The sequence below is a fragment of the Streptomyces sp. NPDC050549 genome (assembly GCF_040655035.1).
Classification (GTDB): domain Bacteria; phylum Actinomycetota; class Actinomycetes; order Streptomycetales; family Streptomycetaceae; genus Streptomyces.
In genome coordinates this window covers 66,137-89,299 of the sequence record NZ_JBFAJD010000018.1, presented here as the reverse complement: position 1 = coordinate 89,299, position 23,163 = coordinate 66,137, and the positions used below count along the sequence as shown (strand labels likewise).

Sequence of the window (23,163 nt, the reverse complement as noted above, 5' to 3'; positions counted from 1 at the left end):
CCGGATCTGGTTGATGGGTGATGCACCAGGTCGGAGACTGTCTACGCGCATCACGCCCTGGTGCGCGAGGACCTTTATCCGATCGATACACAACACACAGGCCGGGGAATTGCCCGCGCATGGGACGCACTTGACCTTCTCTTGGCCGACTTCTCCTAGGGTCGTGGACGCGACTGCGAACGGGGGAATGCGCGATGGGCGACGGAAAGGACCCGGCCAAGGTCCTCGACATCAAGACGGCCGATCTGAAGAGGGCGGCACCGGACTTCCAGACGGCGGCAGTTGATCTGGGCAAGGCGCTGACCGCGCTCGTGAAATCCCTCGACGGTTTGGGTGAACCCTGGGGAAACGACAAGCAGGGCAAGGAGTTCGGGGACTCCTACAAGCCGTTGCAGAAGAAGATCGAGAGCGCGGCGGGCACGCTGGTGCTCGGGCTGACGAGCATTCACGAGGCCATGGTGGACATGGCGGACGGTCATGTGGACAACGACGAGTTGATCGCCGGGATGTTCACCGAAGTGAAGGTCACCAAGTCGGACGGTGCCGGTGAGCGTTGAGGACGAGGCCCGGAAAATCCTGCTGGATCTGGGCATGTGGTGGCCGGAGGCCGACTCGGGGAAGCTGCGGTCGGCGGCGACGGCCTGGCGCACCTTCGCGACAGCCGTCGACGATCTGCGGGGCCCGGTCCAGCAGAGCGCGTCGTCGATCATCCACAACAACACCGGTGAGTCGATCGAGGCGTTCGACAAGTTCTGGGGCCGCTACGCGCAGAGCGCCAAGGGCAAGGACAGCGGCTGGCTGAAGGACCTGGCCGACTCCGGGCGTGACATGGCCACCGCGCTCGACAAGTTCGCCGACGCGATCGACGACGCCATCAACAAGCTCTGGACGCAGATCGGCATCGACGCGGCCGTGATCGCGGGCGGGGTGGCGCTGGCGTTCTTCACCGCGGGCCTGGCCTCCGGCGCGGCGGTCGCGGCGGCCGACCTGGTCATCGAGTTCGGTGCCGGGCTGGGGGTCGCGGTCTCCACGACGATCGCCGAGATCGCCGGGGGCACACTGGTCGCCGCCGCGTTCGGCGGGATCGAGTCGGTCACCGTCGACCTGGCCGTGGCCCAGCCGCTGAAGATGGCGACGGGCCTGCAGCAGGGCTTCAGCCTCGACGAGGTCAACCAGGCCGCCAAGGACGGCATGATCTTCGGCGGCGCGCTGGGCGCGGGCGGCGGGGTCGTCAAGGCGGGCATCGAGGGCGCGTTCAGCGACACCACACCACTGTTGCTACGACCGCCCTCGCTCCGCCCCGACCTGGTCGAACTCGGCCCGGCCGCCCGCAACGCGGAACGCACACCCTGCGTCGGCGAGCCGATCGACGTGGCGACCGGCGCGATGCTGATGACGCAGACGGACCTGGCACTGCCGGCCGCGCTCCCCCTGGAGTTCACCCGCACCCACCTCTCCTCCTACCGCGGCGGTGTCCGCTTCGGCCCGACCTGGATCTCCACTCTCGACGAGTGCCTCCAGATCGACGGTGAGGGCGTGGTGTTCGCGGCGGCGGACGGCATGCGCCTGGTCTACCCGGTGCCCGAACCGGGTGTCCCGACGATGCCGGTGAAGGGCTTGCGCTGGCCCCTGGAATGGGACGGCAAGCCGGACAGCGCGATGACCGTCACCGACCCGGCGACCGGAGTCGTCCGCACCTTCGCCGCCCCCGTCCCCTCCCCGACCTTCGGCGTCTTCCACCTGGCGCTGGATTCCTGGAGCGACCGCAACGGCAACCGCATCGACGTCGAACGCGACGACGAAGGCGTGCCGTTCGGCCTCCGCCACTCCGGCGGCTACTACGTCGCCGTCGACACGACCGGCCCCCGCATCACCGCCCTGCGCCTGCTCGACGAACCGCCGTCCCGCTACGGCCCCGAGGGCCCGGTGGGCGAGGGCACGGTCGTCATGCGCTACGGCTATGACGGTGCCGGCCGTCTGACGGAGGTCGTCAACTCCAGCGGCGAACCGATGCGGTTCGCGTACGACGAGCAGGACCGGGTCACCAAGTGGACCGACCGCAACGGCACTTGGTTCGCCTACGTCTACGACGAGCGCGGCCGGGTCGTCCGCACCGAGGGCGTGGACGGCGTCCTGTCCGGCACCCTGACGTACGACGACACCACCCGCACGACGACGTACACGGACTCGCAGGGTCGCGTCTCCACGCACCGGCACACCGCGGAGGGCCAGGTCGAGGAGGAGACCGACCCGCTCGGCAATGTCACCCGCACCCGGTGGGACGCGTACGGTTCCCGGCCCGTCACGGTCACGGACCCGCTGGGGCACACGACCCGGTACGAGTACGACGACGCCGGCAACCTCACCGAACTCACGCTGCCCGACGGGTCGTCGGCACGGGCGGCCTACAGCGCGCTCGGCCTGCCGACGGAGGTCGTGGAGCCGGGCGGGGCCGTATGGCGGCACACGTACGACGAGCGGGGCAACCTGCTGACGACGGCCGACCCGACCGGTGCCGAGACCCGCTACGGGTACGACGCCTCGGGCCGGCCGACGGCGATCACGAACGCGCTCGGCCACACCCGCACGGTGGCCTACGACGCGGCCGGTCTGCCGGTGTCCCTGACGGACGAGTCGGGCTGCACGACGACGCTCCACCGCGACTCCTTCGGCCGGATCACCGTGGTGACCGACCCGCTGGGCCACACCACCCGCATGGGGTGGACCTCCGAAGGCAAGCCGTCCTGGCGCGAACTGCCGGACGGGGCACGGGAGTCGTGGACGTGGGACGCGGAGGGCAACCTGCTCGTCCACACGGACGCCGCGGGCAACGTCACGCAGTGCTCCTCGACCCACTTCGACATGCCGGCCACGCGGGTCGAACCGGACGGGGCGCGCTACGAGTTCGCGTACGACACCGAACTGCGGCTGACGGGCGTCACCGGCCCGCAGGGGCGGACCTGGTCGTACACGTACGACGACTCCGGGCGGCTGACCGCGGAGACCGACTTCAACGGGCGGACGCTGACGTACGCGCACGACGCGGCGGGACGGCTGAGCAGCCGAACCAACGGGGCCGGGGAGTCGCTGTTCCTCGTACGGGACGCGCGAGGGCGGGTGGTGGAACAGCGGTCGGACACCGGTGACGTGTCGACGATCGCGTACGGTCCCGACGGCAGGATGTCGCGGGCGGCCAACGCGGACGCCGAGGTCGTACTCGAGCGGGACCTCCGGGGCCGTGTCCTGTCGGAGACGACGGCCGGGCGGACCACCAGGTTCGCGTACGACGCGCTCGGACACCGCACCCGCCGGGTGACTCCGTCCGGTCTCGTGTCCGAATGGGCCTTCGATCCGGTGGGACGCCCCGCCGAACTGAGCTCACCCGCGGGCTCCTTGACGTTCCACTACGACGCGGCGGGCCGTGAGACGGAGCGGCGGATCGGTCCGGACACGGTGCTCACCCAGACCTGGAGTCCGGTCGGAAGGCTGACCGCGCAGTCCCTGACGTCGGCCGCGGACCGTCTCCTTCAGCACCGCGACTACGCCTACCGGGCCGACGGCTGCCTCACCGAGATCCGCGAACTCACGTCCGGGACACGCCGATTCGACCTCGACGGTACGGGCCGTGTCACCGGCGTCCGGGCCCACGGCTGGACCGAGACCTACGCCTACGACGCGACGGGCAACGTGGTCCGGGCCGACGCACCGGGGCACGAGGCGTCACAGGAGCGCGAGTTCGACGGCATGCTCCTGCGCCGCGCGGGCCGCACCACGTACGAGCACGACGGTCAGGGACGGCTCGTCCGCAGGACGCACCGGCTCCTGGACGGCCGAAAGCGCACCTGGACCTACGCGTGGAACGCCGAGGACCGGCTGACCGAGGCGGTCACCCCGGACGGCGAGCGCTGGCGGTACGCCTACGATCCGCTCGGCCGCCGCATCTCCAAGCACCGCCTGGCCGGGGACGGTTCCGTCGCCGACCGCACGGAGTTCTCGTGGGACGACACCCGCCTGGCCGAGCGGACCGGCCCGGACGGCGGGGTCACCACCTGGGACTACGCGCCCGGATCGCACCGGCCGCTGACCCAGACCGATCACCGACCGCGGCCCCGTGTGCCCGGCGGCTCCTTCCTCGCGAAGCTGGCGGAGTCCACCACCGGCGACCGCGACACCCGCTACCGGGCGGTCGTCACGGACGGCGTGGGCACACCGACCGAGCTGGTCACGCCGGAGGGCCAGGTGGTGTGGCAACGCCGCACGACGCTGTGGGGCACGCCCTTCCCGTCCGCCGCCGACGCGTCCGCCGAGGACTGCCCGCTGCGTTTCCCCGGCCAGTACGCCGATACCGAAACCGGACTGCACTACAACTTCTTCCGCTACTACGATCCGGAGACGGCCCAGTACATCAGCCCGGATCCGCTGGGCATGGCGGCAGCACCCAATCCCGTCGCCTACGTGAGTCACCCGCTGTGCGGCATGGACCCGCTGGGGCTGTACGACTGCACCAAGGTGAACAAGGTCATCGACAAGGTCCTCCAACGAGCCACCGGAGGGCGGCGGAGCACGGCGACCGGCTACCACGGCCACCTCTCGGCCGAACGGGAGCTGGAAATCCTCTCCAACCCGGACGGCGTCTACATTTCGCAGGGTGGCGCCGAGCGGCTCATCTTCCATCAGGGCGAGGACATCGTCGTGACGGAGAGCAAGGGCGGAGGCGGCGGAAACGTGATCACGAGCTATGGGCCCTCGGGTCCCAAGAACGACAGCGGGGCCGCCGCCTGGGGCGGCTCGCCGGACGACCCCGGACCGGCCGTCACCAAGGAGATGATCGTCGAAGGGAAAATCCCGACCCCGAAGGGAGGCACACTGCCTCCCGCGACACCGCTGCGCTAAGGAATACCCATGGGATCCACGCCGGCCGCCCGGACCGACCTCCTGCTGACCGACCGCCATCCGGTCGCCGTTTCGGGGGCACCCCTCCCCTACCGGCCGCGCTTCACGCCGCTGGGCGGGATCGTGTCGGTCTCCCCCCACACGGATCAGCGCAGCCACGAGTCGCTGCTGTCGGAGACCTTCGGCAGCGTCGACTGGCTGTCGTCCGCCAACGACGAGTTCCGGTTCGGCAAGGCCGACGAGGAGTTGAAGGGGGTCACCCTGCACGTCCCCGACGAGGCGTTCGCCGCGTCCCGGGCCCCTGTGACGTGGCTCGACGCACCACCCGTCGAGGGAGGCCTGCGCTCCCTCGTGCCCGAGAACTTCGACGCACCGCCCGCCGGTCTGCGCTGGACCAGCCCCAGCGGTGATCTTCTGCTGTGCGCCTACGACGACGCGTCCACCGCCCCCCGGGAACTGCTCCGGCTCCGCGTCGCCCGTGATCTGGACCTGGTCTTCGCCGACGGGAGTTACGCGGGCTGGATGCTCGCGCACCCGGCCGCTCATCTCGCCCGCCCGGGTGAGACACCCGCCGAGCACGAACCGTCGGCGGAGCTGGTCCAGGCGCTGCGCGTCTTCTTCGGCCTGTTCGTGGAGCCCGGGATCGACCGTATGCAGGACGGTGACCCGGAGCTGCTCGGGGAGCTCGACGCGCTGCTGGCCGGGCTCGAACCGCTGACCGGCGATCCCAGGGGCTCGGTCCTGCGGGATCGGGTGGCCGAATTCCGCGAGAACTGGTTCGAGTAGAGCGTCGGCACAGGAAGTTCGTCCCGGCGACCGGGCCCGGCCTCGGTGTCACCACACCTCGGCCGGGCCCACGCGCCGGGTCAGTTCATCGTCGCCCCGATCGTCGTACTCCCTGTCGTGAGGAACGTCGTCGCCGGCAACGTGCCGCTGGACGAACGGGCGTTGTACGTCGTCGACGCGTCCGTGGAGACGAAGGACGGGGTGGAGATGCCGGAGTCCCAGTTGTTGCCGGCCGAGGTGACCGCGGAGCCCTTGGTGACCGAGCCGCTGCCGTTGCTCACCGCGAGGTTCTTGCCGAGCTTGGCGGAGCTGGTGGCGAAGTAGTAGCCCCACTTGCTGTTGGCGTACGCGGTGGTGCGGTTGATGACGAGGGCGCCGGTGTTGGAGTTCTCGGTGAACCCGTTGCCCGCGTTGCCCCAGGCCGCCGAGTTGTTGATGACGTGGGCGACGGTGACGCCGTTGCCGCCCAGCTTGTAGCCGTTGCCGTTGCCCTCGAAGGCGGAGTCTCCCCAGCGGTTGACCCCGTTGCCGAAGGACCAGCTGTGCTCGATGGTGACCGGCGACGAGAAGGACCAGAGGTCGATGCCGTCGTCCGAGTTGTTGTACAGGCGGGCGCCGGTGACGAGGTTGCCGGTGCCGGAGCCGAACTTGATGGCGACCCCGTCCGCGTTCTGGCCGTGCGTGGCGGCGTCGTAGTTGCCGTAACTGTCCAGGTTCTTCACGGTGTTGTTCACCGTGCCGTCGCCGGTGAGCGTGAAGCCGGAGTCGCCACCGTTGATGGTCTTGACGTTGTTCCAGTTGGTGCCGGTGCAGGACTGGCAGACGACCGCGCTGTCCGGGGAGTTCTGGAAGGTCAGGTTGGAGACGTTCCAGTAGTCGGCGGTCAGCTTGAAGATCCAGGAGCCGGACGGCAGCGACGACCCGTCGATCTTGACGGTCTCCGAGCCGTACGCGGTGAGCGTGATCGGCGCGGAGGAGGTCCCGTTGGCCGTCGACTGGAGGGTGGCCGTCGGGTAATAGGTGCCGGCCCGGACCTGGATGACCGTACCGGCGGTGGCGTTCTTGATGGCGTTGGACAGGTCGGTGGAGTTGCTGACCACAACGGTCGCGGCGTGCGCCGGAGTGGCGATCACGGCGAGCCCGAGCGATGCCGTGGTCACGGCGAGCGCGGTGAAGGTGCTGATACGACGCATGACGTGCGGGTCCTTTCGTCGATCAGAGCGAGCGGACGGGTTCCCAGTCACCGAGGTAGGTCGCGGGGGTGTGCAACTGGGCCTCGGTGGAGGTGAGTTGGGGCCGGTTCTCCGGGACGGTGATCACGGAGCCCGGTCCCGTGTTGCGGTACTCGTGGAAGCGCATCGACTGCCAGGGGTAGGCGTCGCGCATGTTCGTGTAGGGCGCGACCGGGTCGATGCCGGGCCCGATCCGGGTGTCCCGCACGACGAGGGACGGCCAGGCCGTCGTCTCGTACGACGGGACCCACGGGCGGGCCAGCTTGTACGCGGCGTCCTCGGCGCCGGAGGTGATCCGGGAGCGGACCGCGAGGATGCCGTGCGGGTTGGCGCGGGCGGTGGAGGGGGCGAAGACCATGCCCTTGGGCGTGAAGGCAACGTCCCGTTGGAGGGTGTGGAAGTGGCAGTCCGCGAAGACGGCGGTGGCCCGCCCGAAGACGAAGTCGACGTCACCCTCGATGTAGCAGTGGGAGAAGTACTGCCGGTCGAAGGCGTCCAGCGCCGAGGTGTCGACGAACAGCGTGTCCTGGTGCGCCAGCAGCCGGACGTGCGAGAACCGCGAACGGTCGCCCGTCACATACGCCGCAACCGCCTGGGTGCCGGTGATCTCCGGATGGTCGGCGCGCAGCCAGTCGTTGGCGAGCGTGAGATCGCGGACGGTCAGCCCCGGCGCCCCCGAGGTGAAGGTCGCGGAACCCGCCGTGCCGTACGTCCCCGAACCGTCCGGCTTCTGCGTCCCGTTGGCGTTGTCGTGGACGATGACGACGTCACACGGATCACCGGTGGCACCTCGCAAGGTCAACTCACCAGCCCCTGCGGGGACGTTGACGACTTCGCGATACGTCCCCGGGTGCACGACGATCGTCCAGCCGCTGCCCTCCACCGCGTCCACGGCTGCCTGCACCGACTCCCCGGGCCGGACGTGCAGCACACGACGACGGTCGAAGGCGAAAGCCGGTTCCGCACCGGCGGCTACCAGTCCCCCGGCGATCCCCGCCAGGAGTGTGCGTCTGCGCAGGGTCATCTCCACCCCGGTTTCCAGTCGCCGAGGTAGACGTCTCTCGTCGCCGACTCGGCCTGCTCTGCGGTGAGTTGGGGCCGGTTCTCCGGGACAGCGATCACGGCACCGGGGCCCGTGTTGCGGTACTCGGCGAACCGCTGGCTCTGCCAGGGGTAGGCGTCCGACATGTTGGTGTACGGCGCCACCGCGTCGATCCCCGCACCGAGCGCCGTCTCCCGCACGGTGAGCATCGGGCGGGCGGTGGTGTCCGAGCCGGGCACCCAGGGGCGGGCCAACTTGTAGTAGCCGTCCGGGGCCCCGCTGCTCACGCGGCTGTGTGTCACCAGGTATCCACGCGGGTTGGCGACCGCCGTGGAGGGCGCGAAGACGAAGCCGTACGGTGCCGTCGCCAGGTCGGTGCGGTTCAGGGTCCGGAAGTGGCAGTGGTCGTAGACGGCCGTCGCCCGCCCGAAGACGAAGTCGACGTCTCCCTCGATGTAGCAGCCCGCGTAGTACTGCCGGGCGAAGACACCAAGTGCCGGCGAGTCGGCGTAGAGGGTGTCCTGGTGTCCGAGGAAGTGGCAGTCGAAGAACGCCGAGCGGTCGCCCTGCACCTTGATCGCGACCGCCTGCGTGCCGGTGATGCCGGGGTGCTCGGCGCGCAGCCAGTCGTTGGCGAAGGTGATCCGGCGTGCGGTGAAGCCGTCGGTGCGGATGAGGGTGGTGGCCGAGCCGGAGGTGCCGTAGGTGCCCGAACCGTCGGGCTTCTGCGTGCCGTTGGCGTTGTCGTACACGATGACGACGGCACGCGGGTCCTCACCGGCGCCGAGCCAGGTCATCTCGCTTGCGGCATCGGTGAGTCGGCCGGTCGCCGGGTCGGTGACCCCGGCGGTGACCGTCTCGCGGTAGACGCCGGGCGCGATGACCAGGGTGTACCCGGCGCCGGTCGCGGCGGTGACGGCGGCCTGGACGGTCGTGAAGTCGCCCCGGCCGCACGGGTCGACGTACAGGGTGAGCGGGGTGAGGCGGGCGGCCGGTGAACCGTAGCGGCCGAACGGGCGGGGCCGGGTGGCGGCCCGGGCAGGGACCTGGGCGGGGCCGAGCAGGGCACCGGCGGTGGCGAGGGTGCCCGCCGCGAGGAACCCCCGTCTGGACAAGGGGCGCTGGAGGTGCTCGTGCAAGGGCATGCGGGTGCTCCTTATGACGAGATGACGAGGCGTCAGCGCAGGTGGCCCGCACCGGCGTTGTGGTCGACGACGTACGGCACGGCCCTCGCGGGGTCGATCTTGGTGCGCAGGGTCGGCGTCCAGCCCGCACCGGACTGGAGGATCTCGGTGGGGACACCGGCGTTGTGGACGGCGATCAGGTCGGTGAGCTCGCCGTTGACGTAGTTGTCGTCGGCGGTGAGCGGCGCCTCGGACCACTTCTTGAGGACGGTCGCCTCGGAGATGCCGGCCGGGACCGTGAACGCGTTGTGCTCGGCGACGAGTTGGGACTCCTTGCCGATGCCGTAGCTGTAGCCGTATCCGGGCTCGGCGACGAAGTGGTTGTTGTAGGAGTCGACCTGTCCGAAGCGGACACGGGGCGCGCGCTCGACGAGGTTGGAGAACAGGTTGTGGTGGAGCGTGACCTTCAGGTGGCCCCGGTCGATGGCGGCGGTGGAGGCGCTGTCGCTGTTGCCGATGAGGATCGTCTTGTCGTGGTCGCTGAAGACGTTCCAGGAGGCGGTGACGTAGTCGGCGCCCTTGACGATGTCGAGTTCGCCGTCGTGCTGTTCGAAGATGCGCCCGTAGTAGGTGGGCAGTGAGCTGTCCGGGTGGTCGCCGTCGGTGAACGTGTTGTGGTCCAGCCACACATGGGTGGAGCCGTAGATGACGGCGCTGTCGTACTCGGAGTTCCAGTTGCCGGTGTCGCCGTCGGTCGGGTCCCACTGCGGGAAGCAGTCGAGGGGGCTCTCGAAGGCGAGGTTGCGGACGACGACGTTGTCCACGGCGGTGATCTGCAGGCTGGCACCCTTGAACCCGGCGTTCTTGCCGATGCCGATGATGGTGGTGTTGGCGGGCACGAACGCCTTGATGGCGGTGTTCTGGTTGGCGGCGGAGACCCGGCGCAGGCCCTCGGGGCTGTCGGCCGGCTCGTTGTCGAGGTTCTGGTCGTAGCCCCAGACGGCGGGGTCGTAGGTGGCGAGGTACTGCGCGAAGTCGTAGCCGGGCGCGGCGAAGGAGTCGCAGCCCTCGGCGTTGGCGTCGATGGTCCCCCTGACCCTGATGATCTTCGGCGCGCTGCCGGCGGCGGCCAACGCGGCTTTGAAATCCGCCCAGTCGGAGACGGTGTAGACGTGGTCGGGGGTGGCGGCGGCACCGCCGGCGGTGCCGGTGCCGTAGGAGGCCCAGCCGTCACCGGCGCCGAGGGTCTCGCGGGCGAGACTGCGCGGATGGGCCTGGGCGGTGGTGCCGGTGAGGGCGAGAGCCAGCGCCGTGCACCCCACCAGCGAAGCTATGACGCGGCCATGACATACAAGTGTGCGCACTGTGCGGGTCTCCTTGCTCAGAGGACGTCCGAGGCGTCCGTCGCCTCGGGCCAGGTGATCCAGGACGTGGGAATCTCGTCGCGCAGCCGGACGACATCACCCGGCGCGAGCACCCGGGTACGCGCCGACTCCCGTGCCACGAGCCGCGCCACGGCGATCGCACCGGGCGGATTGAAGTGCGTGTTGTCCTGCTCGGTGTCGGTCCAGTTGAAGTAGACCTTCGTCTCCTCGACCCCGAGCCGCTGCCACAACGCCAGCGACAGCGCCTCGATGTCGAGCAGTGCGACCCGCTCCTGCCGGGCGAGCGCGCGCATCGCCGCCGGGTAGTCGCCGTGGGTCGGGACGGCGTTGCCGTCGGCGTCGAACCTGCGGCGCTCGACAGGGGTCGCGAGGACGGGCCGGGCGCCATGAGCCCTGGCTCCTTCGATGTAGAGCCGCAGATAGTCCTGGTACGTCGTCCAGGGCTCGGTGTAGCGGGTCGGGTCGGCGATCTTCTCGTCGTTGTGCGCGAACTGGACGAGAAGAAGATCACCGGGGCGAATGGCGGCGAGGATCGCGTCCAGCCGCCCTTCGTCGACGAAACTCTTCGAACTCCGGCCGTTCACGGCATGGTTGGCGACTCTCACTCCCCGCCGCAGAAAGAAGGGAAGAGCCATTCCCCACCCGGTCTCGGGCGCTTCGGTGGAGTACTTCTGGGCCGCGGTGGAATCACCGGCGATGTAGAGAGTGCGATCTCGCCGACCAGCTCGCAAGGGAACGGCAGCGAGAGCACCTAACGCGACTTGCCTACGGGTAACGGACACGATCGGTCCACCTTCCGACTTCGTCTTCTGCTTTTTGGGGGCGCGGGGAACTGCGCGACCAGCCCCCACCGGCCCGCAGCCCCCCACAAACCGAAACCACCCGAGCTCAGTGGTTCTGCTTCCAGTCCGCCTGCGCCTTGTTCAACTGGTCCGCAAGCGTGTCCAGAAACGCCTTCGCCGTCATCTTCCCGAGCAACAGCTTCTGGAAGTTCGGCTCGTTGTCCGCCTTGGAAATCGTGTTCCAGTCCGGCAGGTAGTACGGCAACTGCACGATCTTCGTGTCGGCCCCGTTCAGTGCCGCAGCCGCCAACTTCGTGGGCTCGGACTTCTGGATCCACGCGGCGCCCGCCGCATCCGTGTTCGCCGGAACCTGCCCCGCCGACTCGTTGAACTTGGAGTTCTCGGCCGCGGAAACCGCGAACTCGATGAACTTCCAGGCCGCTTCTTTGTTCTTGCTGGACTTGAACAGGCTCAGCCCGTCGACGGGGTTGGAGATCTGTACGCGCGTGCCGTCGTCCAGTGTCGGATTGGGAATGCCCTTGAACTTGTCCGCGCCCAGCGCCTTCAGATGATCCTGATACGAACCGAGGTTGTGACTGAGCATTCCGATCGTGCCGCTGTCCCACTGCGCGACCATCTTGGTGAAGTCGTTGTTGAGGTCGGCGGACGGAGTGTCCTTCTTGAACAAGCCGACGTACTTCGCCAACGCGGCAACGTTCTTGGGGTCGTTGACCGTCGTCTTGTCGCCGTTCCAGAACGAGGTGATCCCGGTCTGCCCGTACACCGCGTCGAGGGCCGGGGCGATGGACCCCTCGCCGCCCCGGATCGTGAAGCCGAACTTGTTCTTGGCCTTGTCGGTGAGCTTGTCGGCGGCGGCGTAGAACTTCGACCAGGTGGTCGGCGCGTCCAGACCGGCCGCCTTGAACAGGTCGGTGCGGTACCACAGCGTGCCGTTGTTGGCGGAGGTCGGGATCTGGTACAGGGTGTCCCCGCCGCCGGCGGACTTGCTGACGTCGAGCAGGTTCTGGCTCAACCTGCCGTTCAGCGAACTCGACTTGAGCCGGCTGTCCAACGGCTCCAACGCCCCCTGCACGGCGACCTCGGCGAGCACCGCGGTCCCCACCCCGCCGACGTCGGGCAGGCCGCCGCCCTGGATCGCGGTGTCGTACTTGGACTGGGCGCTCGCCGCCGGTATCCCGACGTACTTGACCTTGATGTCGGGGTTCTTCTTCTCGAAGTCCGCGATGATCTGCTTCCAGATGTCGGTACGGACACCGCCGTTGTTGTCCCAGAAGGTGATCGTGCCCTTGCCGGAGCCCTCGTCGCCCTTGTCCCCCGCGCCGCCACTGCCGTCGTCGCCGCAGGCGGTGGCGGTCAGCGCGAGCACGGAGCCCAGGGCGACGGCCATCGCGGCCCGCCGGCTTCTGCGGATGCTGGTCTTCATAGGTCGGCTCTCTTCTTGTGGATCCAACGGGGTGATGAGGTCACGGCCAGGGGCTGGCAAGCGCTTGCTACGGAGGTGCGTCATTGCGACTCCCAACAGGCGTACGGGCAGGGCGAGTTAGTGGAGAGAACTGATCCGGAACCGCGTGAACACCGCCGCGCCGGCATGTCCCGTGCCGACGGGCGCGAGCGCGAAGAGCCCGAGCAGGGCACCGACCCAGCGCCAAGGGGTGGCGGCGAAGACCTGGCCGCTCGGACGCCGCCCGTCCCCGACGTCGTAGAAGAAGCGGCACCGCGCCCCGGCGCCGATCTCGATCCGCAGCCGGACCCGGCCCTCGGGTGCGGGACAGGACTCCCCCGCGTCCCGTTCACGCTCGGCGACGGGCTCGGCGAAGCGGTGCACGAACCGCGCCTCGCCGTCCGCGCCCCGCTGGAGCCCGATCCAGCTGTACGCGTCGCCGAGCACGGCCAGTCCGGCCCTCGAACCCAACTCCTGACTGTGCAGCCGTAGTTCGACCTCGACGCCTACGGGCGTGCCGGGAAGGCGCTGGGTGAGGAGGCTCGGGAGCCTGCGCAGGTCGTGCGCGTCGGCGGAGCGTGCGCAGGCCAGTCGTAGGCCGTCGCCCGAATGGTGGGTGGCCCAGCCGTCCTGCGGGTTCGCCGTCCACTGCCACTGGCGGCCGTACCGCCCGCCGGGGAAGTCGTCGTCGGTGGCGGGCTCTGCGGGCGGCTGCGGCGGGAGATCCGGTTTCCGGTGTACGGCTACGGGGGCGCCCGCGTCGCCGATGACCGGCCGGCCGTCGTCGCCCCAGCGCATCGGCTGGAGGTGCACGACTCGGCCGTAGGGGCCGCGCTGTTGGAAGTGCAGGAACCAGTCCTCGCCGGACGGGGTGCGCACCCACGCGCCCTGGTGCGGGCCGTTGACGTCGGTGTCCCGTTGCTCCAGGACGACCTGCTCCTCGTACGGCCCGAAGAAGCCGCGGGAGCGGAACGCGCCCTGCCAGCCGGTCCCGACTCCCCCTGCGGGCGCGAGGATCCAGAACCAGCCGTCGTGCCGGTGGACCTTGGGACCCTCCAGGGTGAACCAGCCGGGGATGTGGTCCGCGTCGACGATCACCTTGCCGTCGTCGAGCAGGGTCGTGGCGTCGGGGTGCATACGGTGGCCGGTGAGGCGGTTGTTGATGCCCGCGCGGGACTTGGCCCAGGCGTGGACGAGGTAGGCCTCGCCATCGTTCTCGTCGTCCCACAGGGGGCACGGGTCGATCAGGCCCTTGCCCTCCTTGAGGAGGTGGGGGCGGGTCCAAGGGCCGCGTATCTCGGGGGCGTTGATCTGGAAGATGCCCTGGTCGGGGTCGCCCCAGAAGATCCAGAAGCGTTCGTCGTGGTACCTCAACGCGGGTGCCCAGACAGCGCAGTCGTGCCGGGGGGTCCTGAACTCCCCTGCCGGTTCGAGGCGTTGGAGGGCGTGGCCGACCAGGGTCCAGTTCACCAGGTCGCGGGAGTGCAGCAGCGGCAGGCCCGGTACGCGGCCGAAGCTGGACGCGGTGAGGTAGAAGTCGTCGCCGACCCGGATGACGTCGGGGTCGGACCAGTCGGCGTTCAGGACGGGATTGGTGTACGTCTCGGGGATCACTGGCCGACCGCCTTCCGCACCAGCACCGCCGCCTCGCCCCGGCCCAGGCCGCCGTCCGCGACGACGGTGACGATGCGTCGTACGACCGTGTCGCCGGGCGGGATCGGCAGCCGTTCGTCCGATGCCAACGACGAGCCCACGCCCGGGTATTCGGCGGTGCGGACGAACCACGGGTCCTGGCGGGAGCGGTCCGTGGCTCCGGCGAAGACCAGCGTCCAGCCGGTTCCGGCGAGGGCCAGCCAGTCGGCGCGGGTGCCGTGGACGGCCGGTTCGCCCTCGCGGTCTGCGGTGAAGACGCGCGGGGTCTCCGCCTCCTTGCGGGCCCGCCAGAAGAAGCCGCCGTACGCGGCTCCGGGGCGGCCGTTGGTGGCGGGGCTGCCGATCGACAGGGGGTCCGGCGTCACATTGGTGAGGGAGAAGGTGAAGTCCAACGCCCAGGCGGTGTCGGTGAGTTCGGTGGCAGCGACGGTACGGCGCTCACGCAGCAGCTCGGCGCCCGACGCCACCCAGCGCAGTTCCTCGACGAAGCCGTCGGGGTCGCGGAGCTGGAAGGCGGAGTGGCGTTGGGCGCCGTGGTTGTCCAGTTCCGTGGGGCCCTGGTCGCGGACGTAGGTGCGCCCGCCCCAGAAGTTGTGCCCCTCGACGTCGGGAACGGCGACACCGACGCCGAGGTGGTGGGTGTGGTCGACGGGGCTCAACTCGGTGACCGCCGTGCCGGCCAGGGTGGTGACGGGGTGCAGGTAGGGGCGCGGGGAGAGCCGGGGGGGCAGCTCGGGCCGGGTGACGTACCGGGCGACCGGGCGGCCCGCGACGCGCAGCACCGGCGTGTCGTGGGTGATCATCAAGGGCTCACCTCTTTCGGTGGGGCCCAGGGGGCGCCCAGCTCTGAGTAGAGGGCGAGGGTGTCGGCCGCCGCCGTGACCAGGGCGTCGATGCCGGGGACGACCCGGCGGTTCTCGGTGGTCAGCAAGTGCCAGGCGTCGGTGGGGAGTTGGGCCGGGTCGGGGGCCTGGCGGATCGCTTCGACCACCTTCATGAAGGCGCCTGTCGAGTCCGGTTCGACCAACAGGGCTTCGCCGTCGGCGAGATGGGCGACCAGGTTCTCCAGCAGGTCGGTGCTGCCGTACTCGAACTCCTCCGGGCCGTGGCCCGCCCGCTGGAGCAGGACGCGGTCCTGCTTGTACCAGTAGGTGATCCGGCCTTCGCTGCCGTGCACCAACACATAGGGATCGCCGGGGTGTTCGGCGCACAGGGTCACCGCGACAGTGACCGGGCGGCCCTGGACGGTGCTGACGCGGACGCAGGAGGTGTCGTCGGACTCGATGTCGTTGGCGCGCAGGAGTTCGGTCTCGATGCGGGCGACGTCCTCGGCGCGGGTCGTGCCGTTGAGGGCGAGGGCGGTGGCGACGGCGTGCGCGAGGGGGTTCGTCAGCGCGCCGTCGATCACGTCGACGCCGTTGAGGCGCCGCTTGCCCGCCCAGGGGGCACGCCGGTAGTACGCCTCGTCGCGTGCCCAGGCACCGGCCCCGCCGACCCCGGTCACGGTGCCGATGGCGCCCTTGGCGATGAGTTCGCGGATCGCGGGTACGGCGTGCGAGCCGAGCGACTGGAAGCCGATCTGGCAGACCACTCCGGCCGCGGCCACCCCGTCGGCCATCCGGCGGAACTCGGCGTACGACGGCGCGGGCGGCTTCTCCAGCAGCAGGTGCACGCCCCGCTTCGCGGCGGCCAGGGCGAGGTCCGTGTGGGTCGGGATCGGGGTGCAGACCACGGCCACCCGGGCGCCGGTGGAGTCGAGGAGTTCACCGAAGTCCGGTGACTGCGCCGGGAGTTCGCCGCCGAACTCCTCCTCGGTCAGCGGGGTCAGCTCACAGATTCCGACGAGTCGTACGAGGCCCTTGTCCTGGAGCCGGCGGATGTTCTCGACGTGCCAGCGGCCGTGGCCGCGCGCGCCCGCGAGGACGACGGGGACGGGTGTGGAAACGGTCGTGGCACCGTTCATACGGGTCATGGGATTCTCCCTGCGTCGACGATCTTCGCCAGCAGGGTAAGCGGTTGCCTCATCCCTTCACCGCCCCCGCGCTGAAGCCGGTGATCAGCCACTTCTGGATGAAGGCGAAGACGATCACCACGGGTACGGCCGCGACGATGCCGCCCGCGGCAAGTGCGCCGAGGTCGACGCTGTCCGCGCTCATCAGGGTGTTGAGGCCGACCGGGATGGTCTGCTTGCTCTGGTCGGAGAGGAACATCAGGGCGAAGAGGAAGTGGTTCCAGGCGTGCACGAAGGCGAAGGAGCCGACGGCGATCAGGCCGGGCCGCAGCAGCGGGAGGACGACGATGCGGAACGCGGCGAAGCGGTTGCAGCCGTCGACCCAGGCGGCCTCCTCCAGGGACTGCGGGACGTTCCGGATGAAGCCGCTGATCAGGATCATCGACAGCGGGAGCTGGAAGACGGTCTCCGCGAGGATGACACTGCCGAGCGAGTTGATCATCTGGAGCTTGGCGAAGATCTGGAACAGCGGGACCAACAGCAGGGCGCCCGGCACGAATTGGGAGCAGAGCAGGGCCAGCATGAAGGTGCGCTTGATCCTGAACTCGAAGCGGGCAAGCGCGTAGCCGCCGGCCAGGGCGACGACCGTGGTGAGGACCAGGGTCGCGACGCCGACGTAGACGCTGTTCTGGAAGTAGACGCCGAAGCTGCGCTCGGTCCACACCTTCTGGAAGTGGTCGAGGGTCATCGGCCAGGGCACCAGGGAGGTCGAGCCGGCCGGGCGGAACGCGAAGAGCAGGATCCAGTAGAAGGGGATCAGGGTGAAGACGAGGTAGATGCCGAGCGGGACGTAGATCTGCCAGCGCGGCACCTCGTCCCAGGCGCGGCGGACCTTGCGCGGCTGTTGCGGTGCGGCGGACTCCCGCTCGCGGGCCGGGGCGATCTCGGTGATCACTTGTCGCCGCCTCCGAACTTGCTCAGGCGCAGATAGACGATCGAGAAGAAGAGAAGGATGACGAAGGCGACCGTGGTGAGGGCCGACGCGTAGCCGAAGTTGTGTGCTTCGACGCTGGTGTTGGCGACGTAGAGCGGAAGCGTGGTCGTCTCGCCGGCCGGGCCGCCGCCGGTCAGGGTGTAGAGGAGGTCGACGTTGTTGAACTCCCACACCGCGCGCAGCAGTGTGGACAGGACGATCGCGTCCTTGAGGTGCGGCAGGGTGATGTGGAGGAATTGCTTGAAGCGGCTCGCGCCGTCCACCTCTGCGGCCTCGTAGAGGTCCTTCGACACGGACTGGAGGTCGGCGAGGATGAGGATCGCGAAGAAGGGGACGCCTCGCCAGAGGTCCGCGACGACCGCTGCGGAGAAGACCGTTGAGGGGTCGGAGAGCCAACTCGTGCCGTACTGGCCGATTCCCATGTCCGCGAGGTAACGGGTCACGCCCGTCTGGGAGTTGTAGAGCAGCACCCAGATCGCGGAGGTCAGTACGCCGGACACGGCCCACGGGGAGAACACCAGCGCGCGGCCGACGGACCGGCCCACGAAGGTCTGGTTGACGATGAGTGCGAGGGCCAGTCCGAAGAGGAGTTGGAGGCCGACCTCGACGACGACCCACTTGGCGCTGAAGGTCAACGTGTCCCAGAACTGGGGGTCGTTGGTGAAGGCGTGGGTGAAGTTGTCGAGGCCCGCGAAGCCGTTGCGCCACGGTTTGGTGGGGTTGTAGTTCTGCAGGCTGTAGTAGAAGACGCTGATGACCGGGTAGGCGATGAAGCCCAGCATGAGCAGCGCGGCCGGGGCGATCAGTAGATACGGGAGCCTGCGCGGGGTCGCGGAGGCACGGCGCCGCCGGGGTGGCGTCGGCGGTTTCGCCACGGCTGCGGCTTGGGCCATGACTGTTCTCCGTTCCAGTGGGGCGGGTGCAGCAGGTGCGGGTGCGGTTCTGGTGCAGGAAGCGCTTGCTCGACGGGTATGCGGAAGGTGCTCAACCGGCGTACGGGTCCGGCACCTTGCCCGGCCGGGCCAGGAACTCGAAGTCGCAGCCGGTGTCCGCCTGGGTGATCTGGTCGTTGTAGAGCGCGCCGTAGCCGCGCTCGTACCGTGCGGGCGGCGGTGTCCACTCCGCCCTGCGTCGTTCCAACTCCTCGTCGTCCACGTTGAGTTGGAGGGTGCGTGCCTCGACGTCCAGGGTGATGGTGTCCCCGGTCCGCACAAGCGCCAGTGGTCCGCCGACGTACGACTCGGGTGCGATGTGCAGCACGCACGCGCCGTAACTCGTGCCGCTCATACGGGCGTCGGAGATCCGGACCATGTCCCGCACGCCCTGCTTGAGGAGGTGGTCGGGGAGCGGGAGCATGCCGTACTCGGGCATGCCCGGTCCGCCCTTGGGGCCCGCGTTGCGCAGCACCAGCACGCTGTCGGCGGTGATGTCCAACTCCGGGTCGTTGATGGTGCGTTGCATGGTCCGGTAGTCGTCGAAGACGACCGCGGGGCCGGTGTGCTTGAGCAGGTGCGGCTCGGCGGCGATGTGCTTGATGACGGCGCCGTCCGGGCAGAGGTTGCCGCGCAGGACGGCGACTCCGCCTTCGCTCGCCACCGGGTTGTCGCGGGGTCGTATCACGTCGTCGTTGTGGACCCGCGCGCCGGCGAGCTGCTCACGCAGGGTGTCGTGGGAGACGGTCGGGCGGTCGAGGTGGAGCAGGTCCGTGATCCGGGAGAGGAACCCGGGCAGGCCGCCCGCGAAGTGGAAGTCCTCCATGAGGTACGTCCGTCCGCCGGGCCGTACGTTCGCGAGGACCGGGACCGTGCGGGCGATGCGGTCGAAGTCGTCGAGCGTGAGGTGGACGCCCGCGCGGCCCGCCATGGCGATCAGGTGGATGACGGCGTTGGTGGAGCCGCCGAGGCCGAGGACGGTGGTGACCGCGTCCTCGAAGGCGTCCTGGGTGAGGATCGACGAGAGAACACGCCCCTTGTGGACTTGTTCAACGATCCTCATGCCGGATTGCGCGGCCATCCGATCGTGCCCCGAGTCCACGGCGGGAATGCTCGACGCACCCGGAACGGTCACACCCAGCGCCTCCGCCGCCGCCGTCAGCGTGGACGCGGTCCCCATGGTCATGCAGTGCCCGGGCGAGCGCGCGAGGCCGCTCTCCAGTTCGGTCAGCTCGCAGTCGCCGATGAGGCCGGCGCGCTTGTCGTCCCAGTACTTCCACATGTCGGTGCCGGAGCCGAGGACCTCGTTGCGCCAGTGGCCCGGCAGCATCGGTCCGGCGGGGACGAAGACGGTGGGCAGGTCGACGCTCGCGGCGCCCATGAGGAGGGCGGGGGTCGACTTGTCGCAGCCGCCCATCAGGACGGCGCCGTCGACCGGGTAGGACCGCAACAACTCCTCTGTCTCCATCGCGAGGAGGTTGCGGTAGAGCATCGGGGTCGGCTTCTGGAAGGTCTCGCTCAGCGTCGAGACGGGGAACTCCAGCGGGAAGCCGCCCGCCTGCCACACGCCCCGCTTGACCGCCTGGGCGCGGTCACGGAGGTGCACATGACAGGGGTTGATGTCCGACCAGGTGTTGAGGATCGCGATGACGGGCTTGCCGAGGTGTTCCTCGGGGAGATAGCCGAGCTGGCGGGTGCGGGCCCGGTGGCTGAAGGAGCGCAGCCCGTCGGTGCCGTACCACTGGTGGCTTCTGAGCTCTTCCGGTGCCTTCATATGGACCATCCGGCGGCTATCGCGGCGACCTCGGCGCGCTCGCTCTCGGGCAGGGACCTGCTGGGCGGCCGTACGTCCCGACGGCACAGGCCGAGTGACGCAAGCGCTTCCTTCACGATCGTGACGTTGTTCGCGGAGCCGTTTGCCGCCCTTAGCTCCTCGAATCGGCGGATCTGTTCCCACACCTTCATCGCGCCCGGATAGTCGCCCGATCGAAGCGCTTCGATCATGTTCAGCGAAACGGAGGGGGAGACGTTCACGAGTCCCGAGGTGAAGCCGGTGGCGCCCGCCGAGAAGTAGGAGGGCGCGTACGGTTCGGCGAGACCGGCGACCCACACGAAGCGTTCGAGCCCCGCGTCCCGCGCGAAGGCGGCGAAGCGGGCCGCGTCCGGGACGGCGTACTTGACGCCGATGACGTTCGGGCAGTCGTCGGCGAGTTCGGCGAGGCGGGCGCCGAGGAGTTGGGCGTTGCGGATGTACGGGACGACACCCAGGTCGGGCACGGCCTCGGCGATGGCGCGGTGGTAGTCGACCCAGCCGCCCTGCGAGACGTAGGGGTGGACGGGCTGATGGACCATCACCATCTGCGCGCCCAGCTCACGGGCGTGCCGGGCGGAGGCGATGGCGGTCGGCACGTCGTGCCCGACCCCGACGAGGATCGCGGCCCGCTCCCCCGCCTCGTCGACGGTCAACTCCGTGACGAGCCGCCGCTCCTGGGGGGTCAGGGCGTAGAACTCGCCGGTGTTCCCGTTCGGCGTGAGGATGCCGATCCCGCCGTCGAGCAGGCGGCGCAGCAGGGCCCGGTGGGTGTCCTGGTCGACGCTGCCGTCCGCGGCGAACGGGGTCACCGGGATCGCCACCACGTCGGCCAGGGCGGCCCGTTGGGCCTCGAACGCCGCTGTCATGCCTGACCTTCCTCTCCCTGGGTTCCCAACTCGGTGCCGGGGAAGGCCCGTTGGACGAACGACGCGATGTGGGCGTGCAGCGCGGTCGCCGCGGCGTCCGCGTCGCCGTCGAGGGCGAGCCGCAGGATCTCGCGGTGTTCGCCGGCCTCCCGTTCCCAGGAGGGCGAGGCGGCCCAGGCGACGGCGGAGACCAGGGCTGCCTGGTCGCGGACCTCGTCGAGCATCCGGCCGAGCAGCGGGTTGCCGCACGGCAGGTACAGGGCGCGGTGGAACTCCCGGTTGGCGAGGGAGCGTTCGGCGGTGTCGGTGGCCTCGTCGGCGCGGGTCAGCGCCTCGCGTGCGGCGTCCAGGGAGGCGCCCAGCCGTACGGCCCGCCGTAGCGCCTCGGGTTCGAGGAGCAGCCGGACGTCGTACACCTCGCGCGCCATGTCCGCGTCCACCATGCGCACCGTGACGCCCTTGTACTGGTTCATCACGACGAGCCCGGTGCCGGCCAGGGTCTTGAGGGCCTCGCGCACCGGGGTCTTGGACACCCCGAACTGTGCGGCGAGTTCGGTCTCGACCAGTGGCCGACCCGGCGTCAACTGCCCGGTGAGGATGCGGTGTTTGATCCCTTCCAGCACGAACTGCGTGCGGGAGGGGATCGGCGTGGGCACAGAGGTCATGCGCGCCTCTCGGATCTCACATATCGCGTCTCATATATGACGTACGAAGTACGACGCGTTGAAGGTAGGAGCGGCCCTGTGTTTCGTCAATGCTTCTGACAAAGGAACGAGAAAGCGCTTCACATGGTCTTGGTGACGCCTTCGAGCGCGGCGGAGGTCCGGCCGGGGAAGATCGCGGCGGCGCGCTCCAGTGCCGCCTCCCTGGTGAGGGTGGGTCCCACGTGGGTGATGAGGAGTTCGCGCGCGCCCTTGGCGCAGGCGCCGGCGTCCTCGGGCGTGAGGTGGACCTGCCGTTCGCCTTCGCGATGCCGGTCGATGTCGGCCTCGCAGAGGAACACGTCGGCGCCGCCCGCGAGTTCGGACAGCGCCTCGCAGGGTCCACTGTCCCCGGAGTAGCCGAGGACACTCCCCTGGCACTCGGCGCGCAGCCCGTACGCCTCGCTGTCGTGGGCGACGGCGCGTGCGGCGAGGCGGAGGTTCCAGTGCCGGACGGCGTGGCCGTCGTAGAGCGGGCGGAAGTCTAGGACGCCGCTCAGGAACCGGACGTCCGGCTGTCCGAAGAAGCCGGCGAGTCGGCGGGCGCAGTCCTGCGGGGCGTAGACCGGTATCGGGGCGGCCGGGGTCATCCCGCCGAAGGCGAACGCGTAGGCCGCCGCGAGGAGATCTGCGCTGTGGTCGGCGTGCAGATGCGAGATCCAGATCGCGGTGAGCCGCGCCGGGTCGGTGTGCCGCTGCAACTCCGCGAACGTTCCGGTGCCCGCGTCCACCCACACCTCGGCGCCGCCGCCGCGCAGCAGGTACCCGGAGCAGGGGCGGCCGGGGCGTGGATGCGGGGAGGCGGTGCCGAGGATGGTGAGACTGAGAGGCATGGTGGGGAAGAGTACGGTTCCGGGGCCCGCGGTACTCACATTTCAGGGCGTTCCGTGGTGCTCGGTCTCGGACCGCCCACGCCTGGGCACCGCGGTCAGTACCCTGACGCGATGATGGCCGACACTCTCCTGTCGAGGGCGATGACCGGTGCCGTCGACCCGCCGCTGCTGCCTCTGCCGGACCGTGTCGTCGGACTCCTGTCGGAGCTGGGCAGCCCGCCGCGGCTGGCCGCTCATCTGCGAGCCGTCCACGACGTCGCGCATCAGCTGGTCGACTGGGCCGAGCGGCACTGCCCGGCCCTGTCCCTCGACCGCGGGGCGGTGCTCTTCGGGGCGGCGACGCACGACGTGGGGAAGACGGTGCACGTCTCCGAACTCTCCGGGCCCGGGGCCGCGCACGAGGAGGCGGGACGCACTCTGCTGCTGGGCCACGGCGTCGGCCCGGAACTGGCCCGCTTCGCCGCGACGCACGCCTCGTGGGCGCGGCCGGGAGTCGGTCCGGAGGACCTCCTGGTGAGCCTCGCCGACAAGGTGTGGAAGAACAAGCGGGTACCCGGGCTGGAGGATCTCGTCGTGGCCCGGCTGGCCGGGGCGAGCGGCCGGGCGGTGTGGGAGGAGTTCATGGCGCTCGACGAGGTCCTCGCCCGCATCGGCGACGGGGCGGACGAGCGGCTGGCGTTCCAGGCGTCGTTCCCGGTCCACTCCTGAGGCGCC

19 protein-coding genes are annotated in these 23,163 nt (G+C 69.7%); 4 read left to right on the top strand and 15 right to left on the bottom strand.

Going from position 1 to position 23,163, the window contains the following annotated elements:
- Positions 1-194: 194 nt before the first annotated feature.
- Genes AB0I51_RS25575 through AB0I51_RS25565 form a run of 3 tightly spaced genes read left to right on the top strand, consistent with a single transcriptional unit; the run spans position 195 to position 5,679 of the window.
- A complete protein-coding gene (locus AB0I51_RS25575) occupies positions 195-557 on the top strand; it encodes a hypothetical protein (protein WP_362978830.1) in 363 nt (120 codons plus the stop codon).
- Positions 547-4,893 carry a DUF6531 domain-containing protein gene (locus AB0I51_RS25570; protein ID WP_362978828.1) on the top strand — a complete coding sequence of 1,449 codons (4,347 nt, stop codon included), beginning with the start codon at positions 547-549 and terminating at the stop codon, positions 4,891-4,893. The genes AB0I51_RS25575 and AB0I51_RS25570 overlap by 11 nt, the downstream gene beginning before the upstream one ends.
- 9 nt (positions 4,894-4,902) lie before the next feature.
- Positions 4,903-5,679 (top strand): hypothetical protein, encoded by a 777-nt coding sequence (locus AB0I51_RS25565; protein ID WP_362978827.1) that lies wholly within the window; start codon positions 4,903-4,905, stop codon positions 5,677-5,679.
- 80 nt (positions 5,680-5,759) lie between these two features.
- On the opposite strand, the gene AB0I51_RS25560 is transcribed toward AB0I51_RS25565, so the two are convergent.
- The 15 genes from AB0I51_RS25560 to AB0I51_RS25490 all read right to left on the bottom strand — a co-directional run bounded on the left by AB0I51_RS25560 (position 5,760) and on the right by AB0I51_RS25490 (position 22,449).
- Positions 5,760-6,872, bottom strand: a complete 1,113-nt coding sequence (locus tag AB0I51_RS25560; RefSeq protein ID WP_362978825.1) for a chondroitinase-B domain-containing protein — start codon at positions 6,870-6,872, stop codon at positions 5,760-5,762.
- A gap of 22 nt (positions 6,873-6,894) precedes the next feature.
- A complete protein-coding gene (locus AB0I51_RS25555; RefSeq protein WP_362979032.1) occupies positions 6,895-7,929 on the bottom strand; it encodes a pectinesterase family protein in 1,035 nt (344 codons plus the stop codon).
- A gap of 2 nt (positions 7,930-7,931) precedes the next feature.
- On the bottom strand, positions 7,932-9,098 hold the full coding sequence (locus AB0I51_RS25550) for a pectinesterase family protein (protein WP_362978823.1): 1,167 nt from the start codon (positions 9,096-9,098) through the stop codon (positions 7,932-7,934).
- A gap of 32 nt (positions 9,099-9,130) precedes the next feature.
- Positions 9,131-10,441 carry a pectate lyase gene (locus tag AB0I51_RS25545; protein WP_362978821.1) on the bottom strand — a complete coding sequence of 437 codons (1,311 nt, stop codon included), beginning with the start codon at positions 10,439-10,441 and terminating at the stop codon, positions 9,131-9,133.
- 17 nt (positions 10,442-10,458) lie between these two features.
- Positions 10,459-11,244: a rhamnogalacturonan acetylesterase gene (locus AB0I51_RS25540; protein WP_362978819.1), complete on the bottom strand. Its 786-nt coding sequence runs from the start codon at positions 11,242-11,244 to the stop codon at positions 10,459-10,461.
- A gap of 106 nt (positions 11,245-11,350) precedes the next feature.
- Positions 11,351-12,688 carry a sugar ABC transporter substrate-binding protein gene (locus AB0I51_RS25535; protein ID WP_362978817.1) on the bottom strand — a complete coding sequence of 446 codons (1,338 nt, stop codon included), beginning with the start codon at positions 12,686-12,688 and terminating at the stop codon, positions 11,351-11,353.
- 117 nt (positions 12,689-12,805) lie between these two features.
- Positions 12,806-14,320 (bottom strand): family 43 glycosylhydrolase, encoded by a 1,515-nt coding sequence (locus AB0I51_RS25530; RefSeq protein ID WP_362978815.1) that lies wholly within the window; start codon positions 14,318-14,320, stop codon positions 12,806-12,808.
- On the bottom strand, positions 14,317-15,162 hold the full coding sequence (locus tag AB0I51_RS25525) for a PmoA family protein (RefSeq protein WP_362978813.1): 846 nt from the start codon (positions 15,160-15,162) through the stop codon (positions 14,317-14,319). The genes AB0I51_RS25530 and AB0I51_RS25525 overlap by 4 nt, the downstream gene beginning before the upstream one ends.
- Positions 15,162-16,331, bottom strand: coding sequence for a Gfo/Idh/MocA family oxidoreductase (locus AB0I51_RS25520; protein WP_362978811.1), 1,170 nt, complete (start codon positions 16,329-16,331; stop codon positions 15,162-15,164). Before AB0I51_RS25520 ends, AB0I51_RS25525 begins: the two co-directional genes overlap by 1 nt.
- Before the next feature lie 49 nt (positions 16,332-16,380).
- The gene (locus tag AB0I51_RS25515; RefSeq protein WP_362978809.1) at positions 16,381-17,265 is read right to left on the bottom strand and encodes a carbohydrate ABC transporter permease; all 885 of its coding nucleotides are present in this window, start codon (positions 17,263-17,265) and stop codon (positions 16,381-16,383) included.
- Complete coding sequence (locus AB0I51_RS25510) at positions 17,262-18,197, bottom strand: sugar ABC transporter permease (RefSeq protein WP_362978807.1); 936 nt, start codon at positions 18,195-18,197, stop codon at positions 17,262-17,264. Before AB0I51_RS25510 ends, AB0I51_RS25515 begins: the two co-directional genes overlap by 4 nt.
- A 91-nt stretch (positions 18,198-18,288) precedes the next feature.
- Positions 18,289-20,019, bottom strand: coding sequence for an L-arabinonate dehydratase (araD, locus tag AB0I51_RS25505; RefSeq protein ID WP_362978805.1), 1,731 nt, complete (start codon positions 20,017-20,019; stop codon positions 18,289-18,291).
- Entirely contained in the window at positions 20,007-20,915 is a 909-nt protein-coding gene (locus tag AB0I51_RS25500) for a dihydrodipicolinate synthase family protein (RefSeq protein ID WP_362978803.1), read from the bottom strand. The genes araD and AB0I51_RS25500 overlap by 13 nt, the downstream gene beginning before the upstream one ends.
- Complete coding sequence (locus AB0I51_RS25495; protein ID WP_362978801.1) at positions 20,912-21,580, bottom strand: GntR family transcriptional regulator; 669 nt, start codon at positions 21,578-21,580, stop codon at positions 20,912-20,914. Before AB0I51_RS25495 ends, AB0I51_RS25500 begins: the two co-directional genes overlap by 4 nt.
- Before the next feature lie 119 nt (positions 21,581-21,699).
- The gene (locus tag AB0I51_RS25490) at positions 21,700-22,449 is read right to left on the bottom strand and encodes an MBL fold metallo-hydrolase (RefSeq protein ID WP_362978799.1); all 750 of its coding nucleotides are present in this window, start codon (positions 22,447-22,449) and stop codon (positions 21,700-21,702) included.
- A 114-nt stretch (positions 22,450-22,563) separates the two neighbouring features.
- Between AB0I51_RS25490 and AB0I51_RS25485 the strand changes: the two genes are divergently transcribed.
- Entirely contained in the window at positions 22,564-23,157 is a 594-nt protein-coding gene (locus AB0I51_RS25485; protein WP_362979030.1) for an HD domain-containing protein, read from the top strand.
- Positions 23,158-23,163: the final 6 nt, after the last annotated feature.

Bases quoted from the DNA above. Each gene is read 5' to 3' on its own strand.
- AB0I51_RS25510 (WP_362978807.1), bottom strand. From the start codon at position 18,197: ATGGCCCAAGCCGCAGCCGTGGCGAAACCGCCGACGCCACCCCGGCGG.
- AB0I51_RS25560 (WP_362978825.1), bottom strand. From the start codon at position 6,872: ATGCGTCGTATCAGCACCTTCACCGCGCTCGCCGTGACCACGGCATCG.
- AB0I51_RS25535 (WP_362978817.1), bottom strand. From the start codon at position 12,688: ATGAAGACCAGCATCCGCAGAAGCCGGCGGGCCGCGATGGCCGTCGCC.
- araD (WP_362978805.1), bottom strand. From the start codon at position 20,019: ATGGTCCATATGAAGGCACCGGAAGAGCTCAGAAGCCACCAGTGGTAC.
- AB0I51_RS25485 (WP_362979030.1), top strand. From the start codon at position 22,564: ATGGCCGACACTCTCCTGTCGAGGGCGATGACCGGTGCCGTCGACCCG.
- AB0I51_RS25500 (WP_362978803.1), bottom strand. From the start codon at position 20,915: ATGACAGCGGCGTTCGAGGCCCAACGGGCCGCCCTGGCCGACGTGGTG.
- AB0I51_RS25490 (WP_362978799.1), bottom strand. From the start codon at position 22,449: ATGCCTCTCAGTCTCACCATCCTCGGCACCGCCTCCCCGCATCCACGC.
- AB0I51_RS25550 (WP_362978823.1), bottom strand. From the start codon at position 9,098: ATGCCCTTGCACGAGCACCTCCAGCGCCCCTTGTCCAGACGGGGGTTC.
- AB0I51_RS25520 (WP_362978811.1), bottom strand. From the start codon at position 16,331: ATGACCCGTATGAACGGTGCCACGACCGTTTCCACACCCGTCCCCGTC.
- AB0I51_RS25575 (WP_362978830.1), top strand. From the start codon at position 195: ATGGGCGACGGAAAGGACCCGGCCAAGGTCCTCGACATCAAGACGGCC.
- AB0I51_RS25525 (WP_362978813.1), bottom strand. From the start codon at position 15,162: ATGATCACCCACGACACGCCGGTGCTGCGCGTCGCGGGCCGCCCGGTC.
- AB0I51_RS25495 (WP_362978801.1), bottom strand. From the start codon at position 21,580: ATGACCTCTGTGCCCACGCCGATCCCCTCCCGCACGCAGTTCGTGCTG.
- AB0I51_RS25565 (WP_362978827.1), top strand. From the start codon at position 4,903: ATGGGATCCACGCCGGCCGCCCGGACCGACCTCCTGCTGACCGACCGC.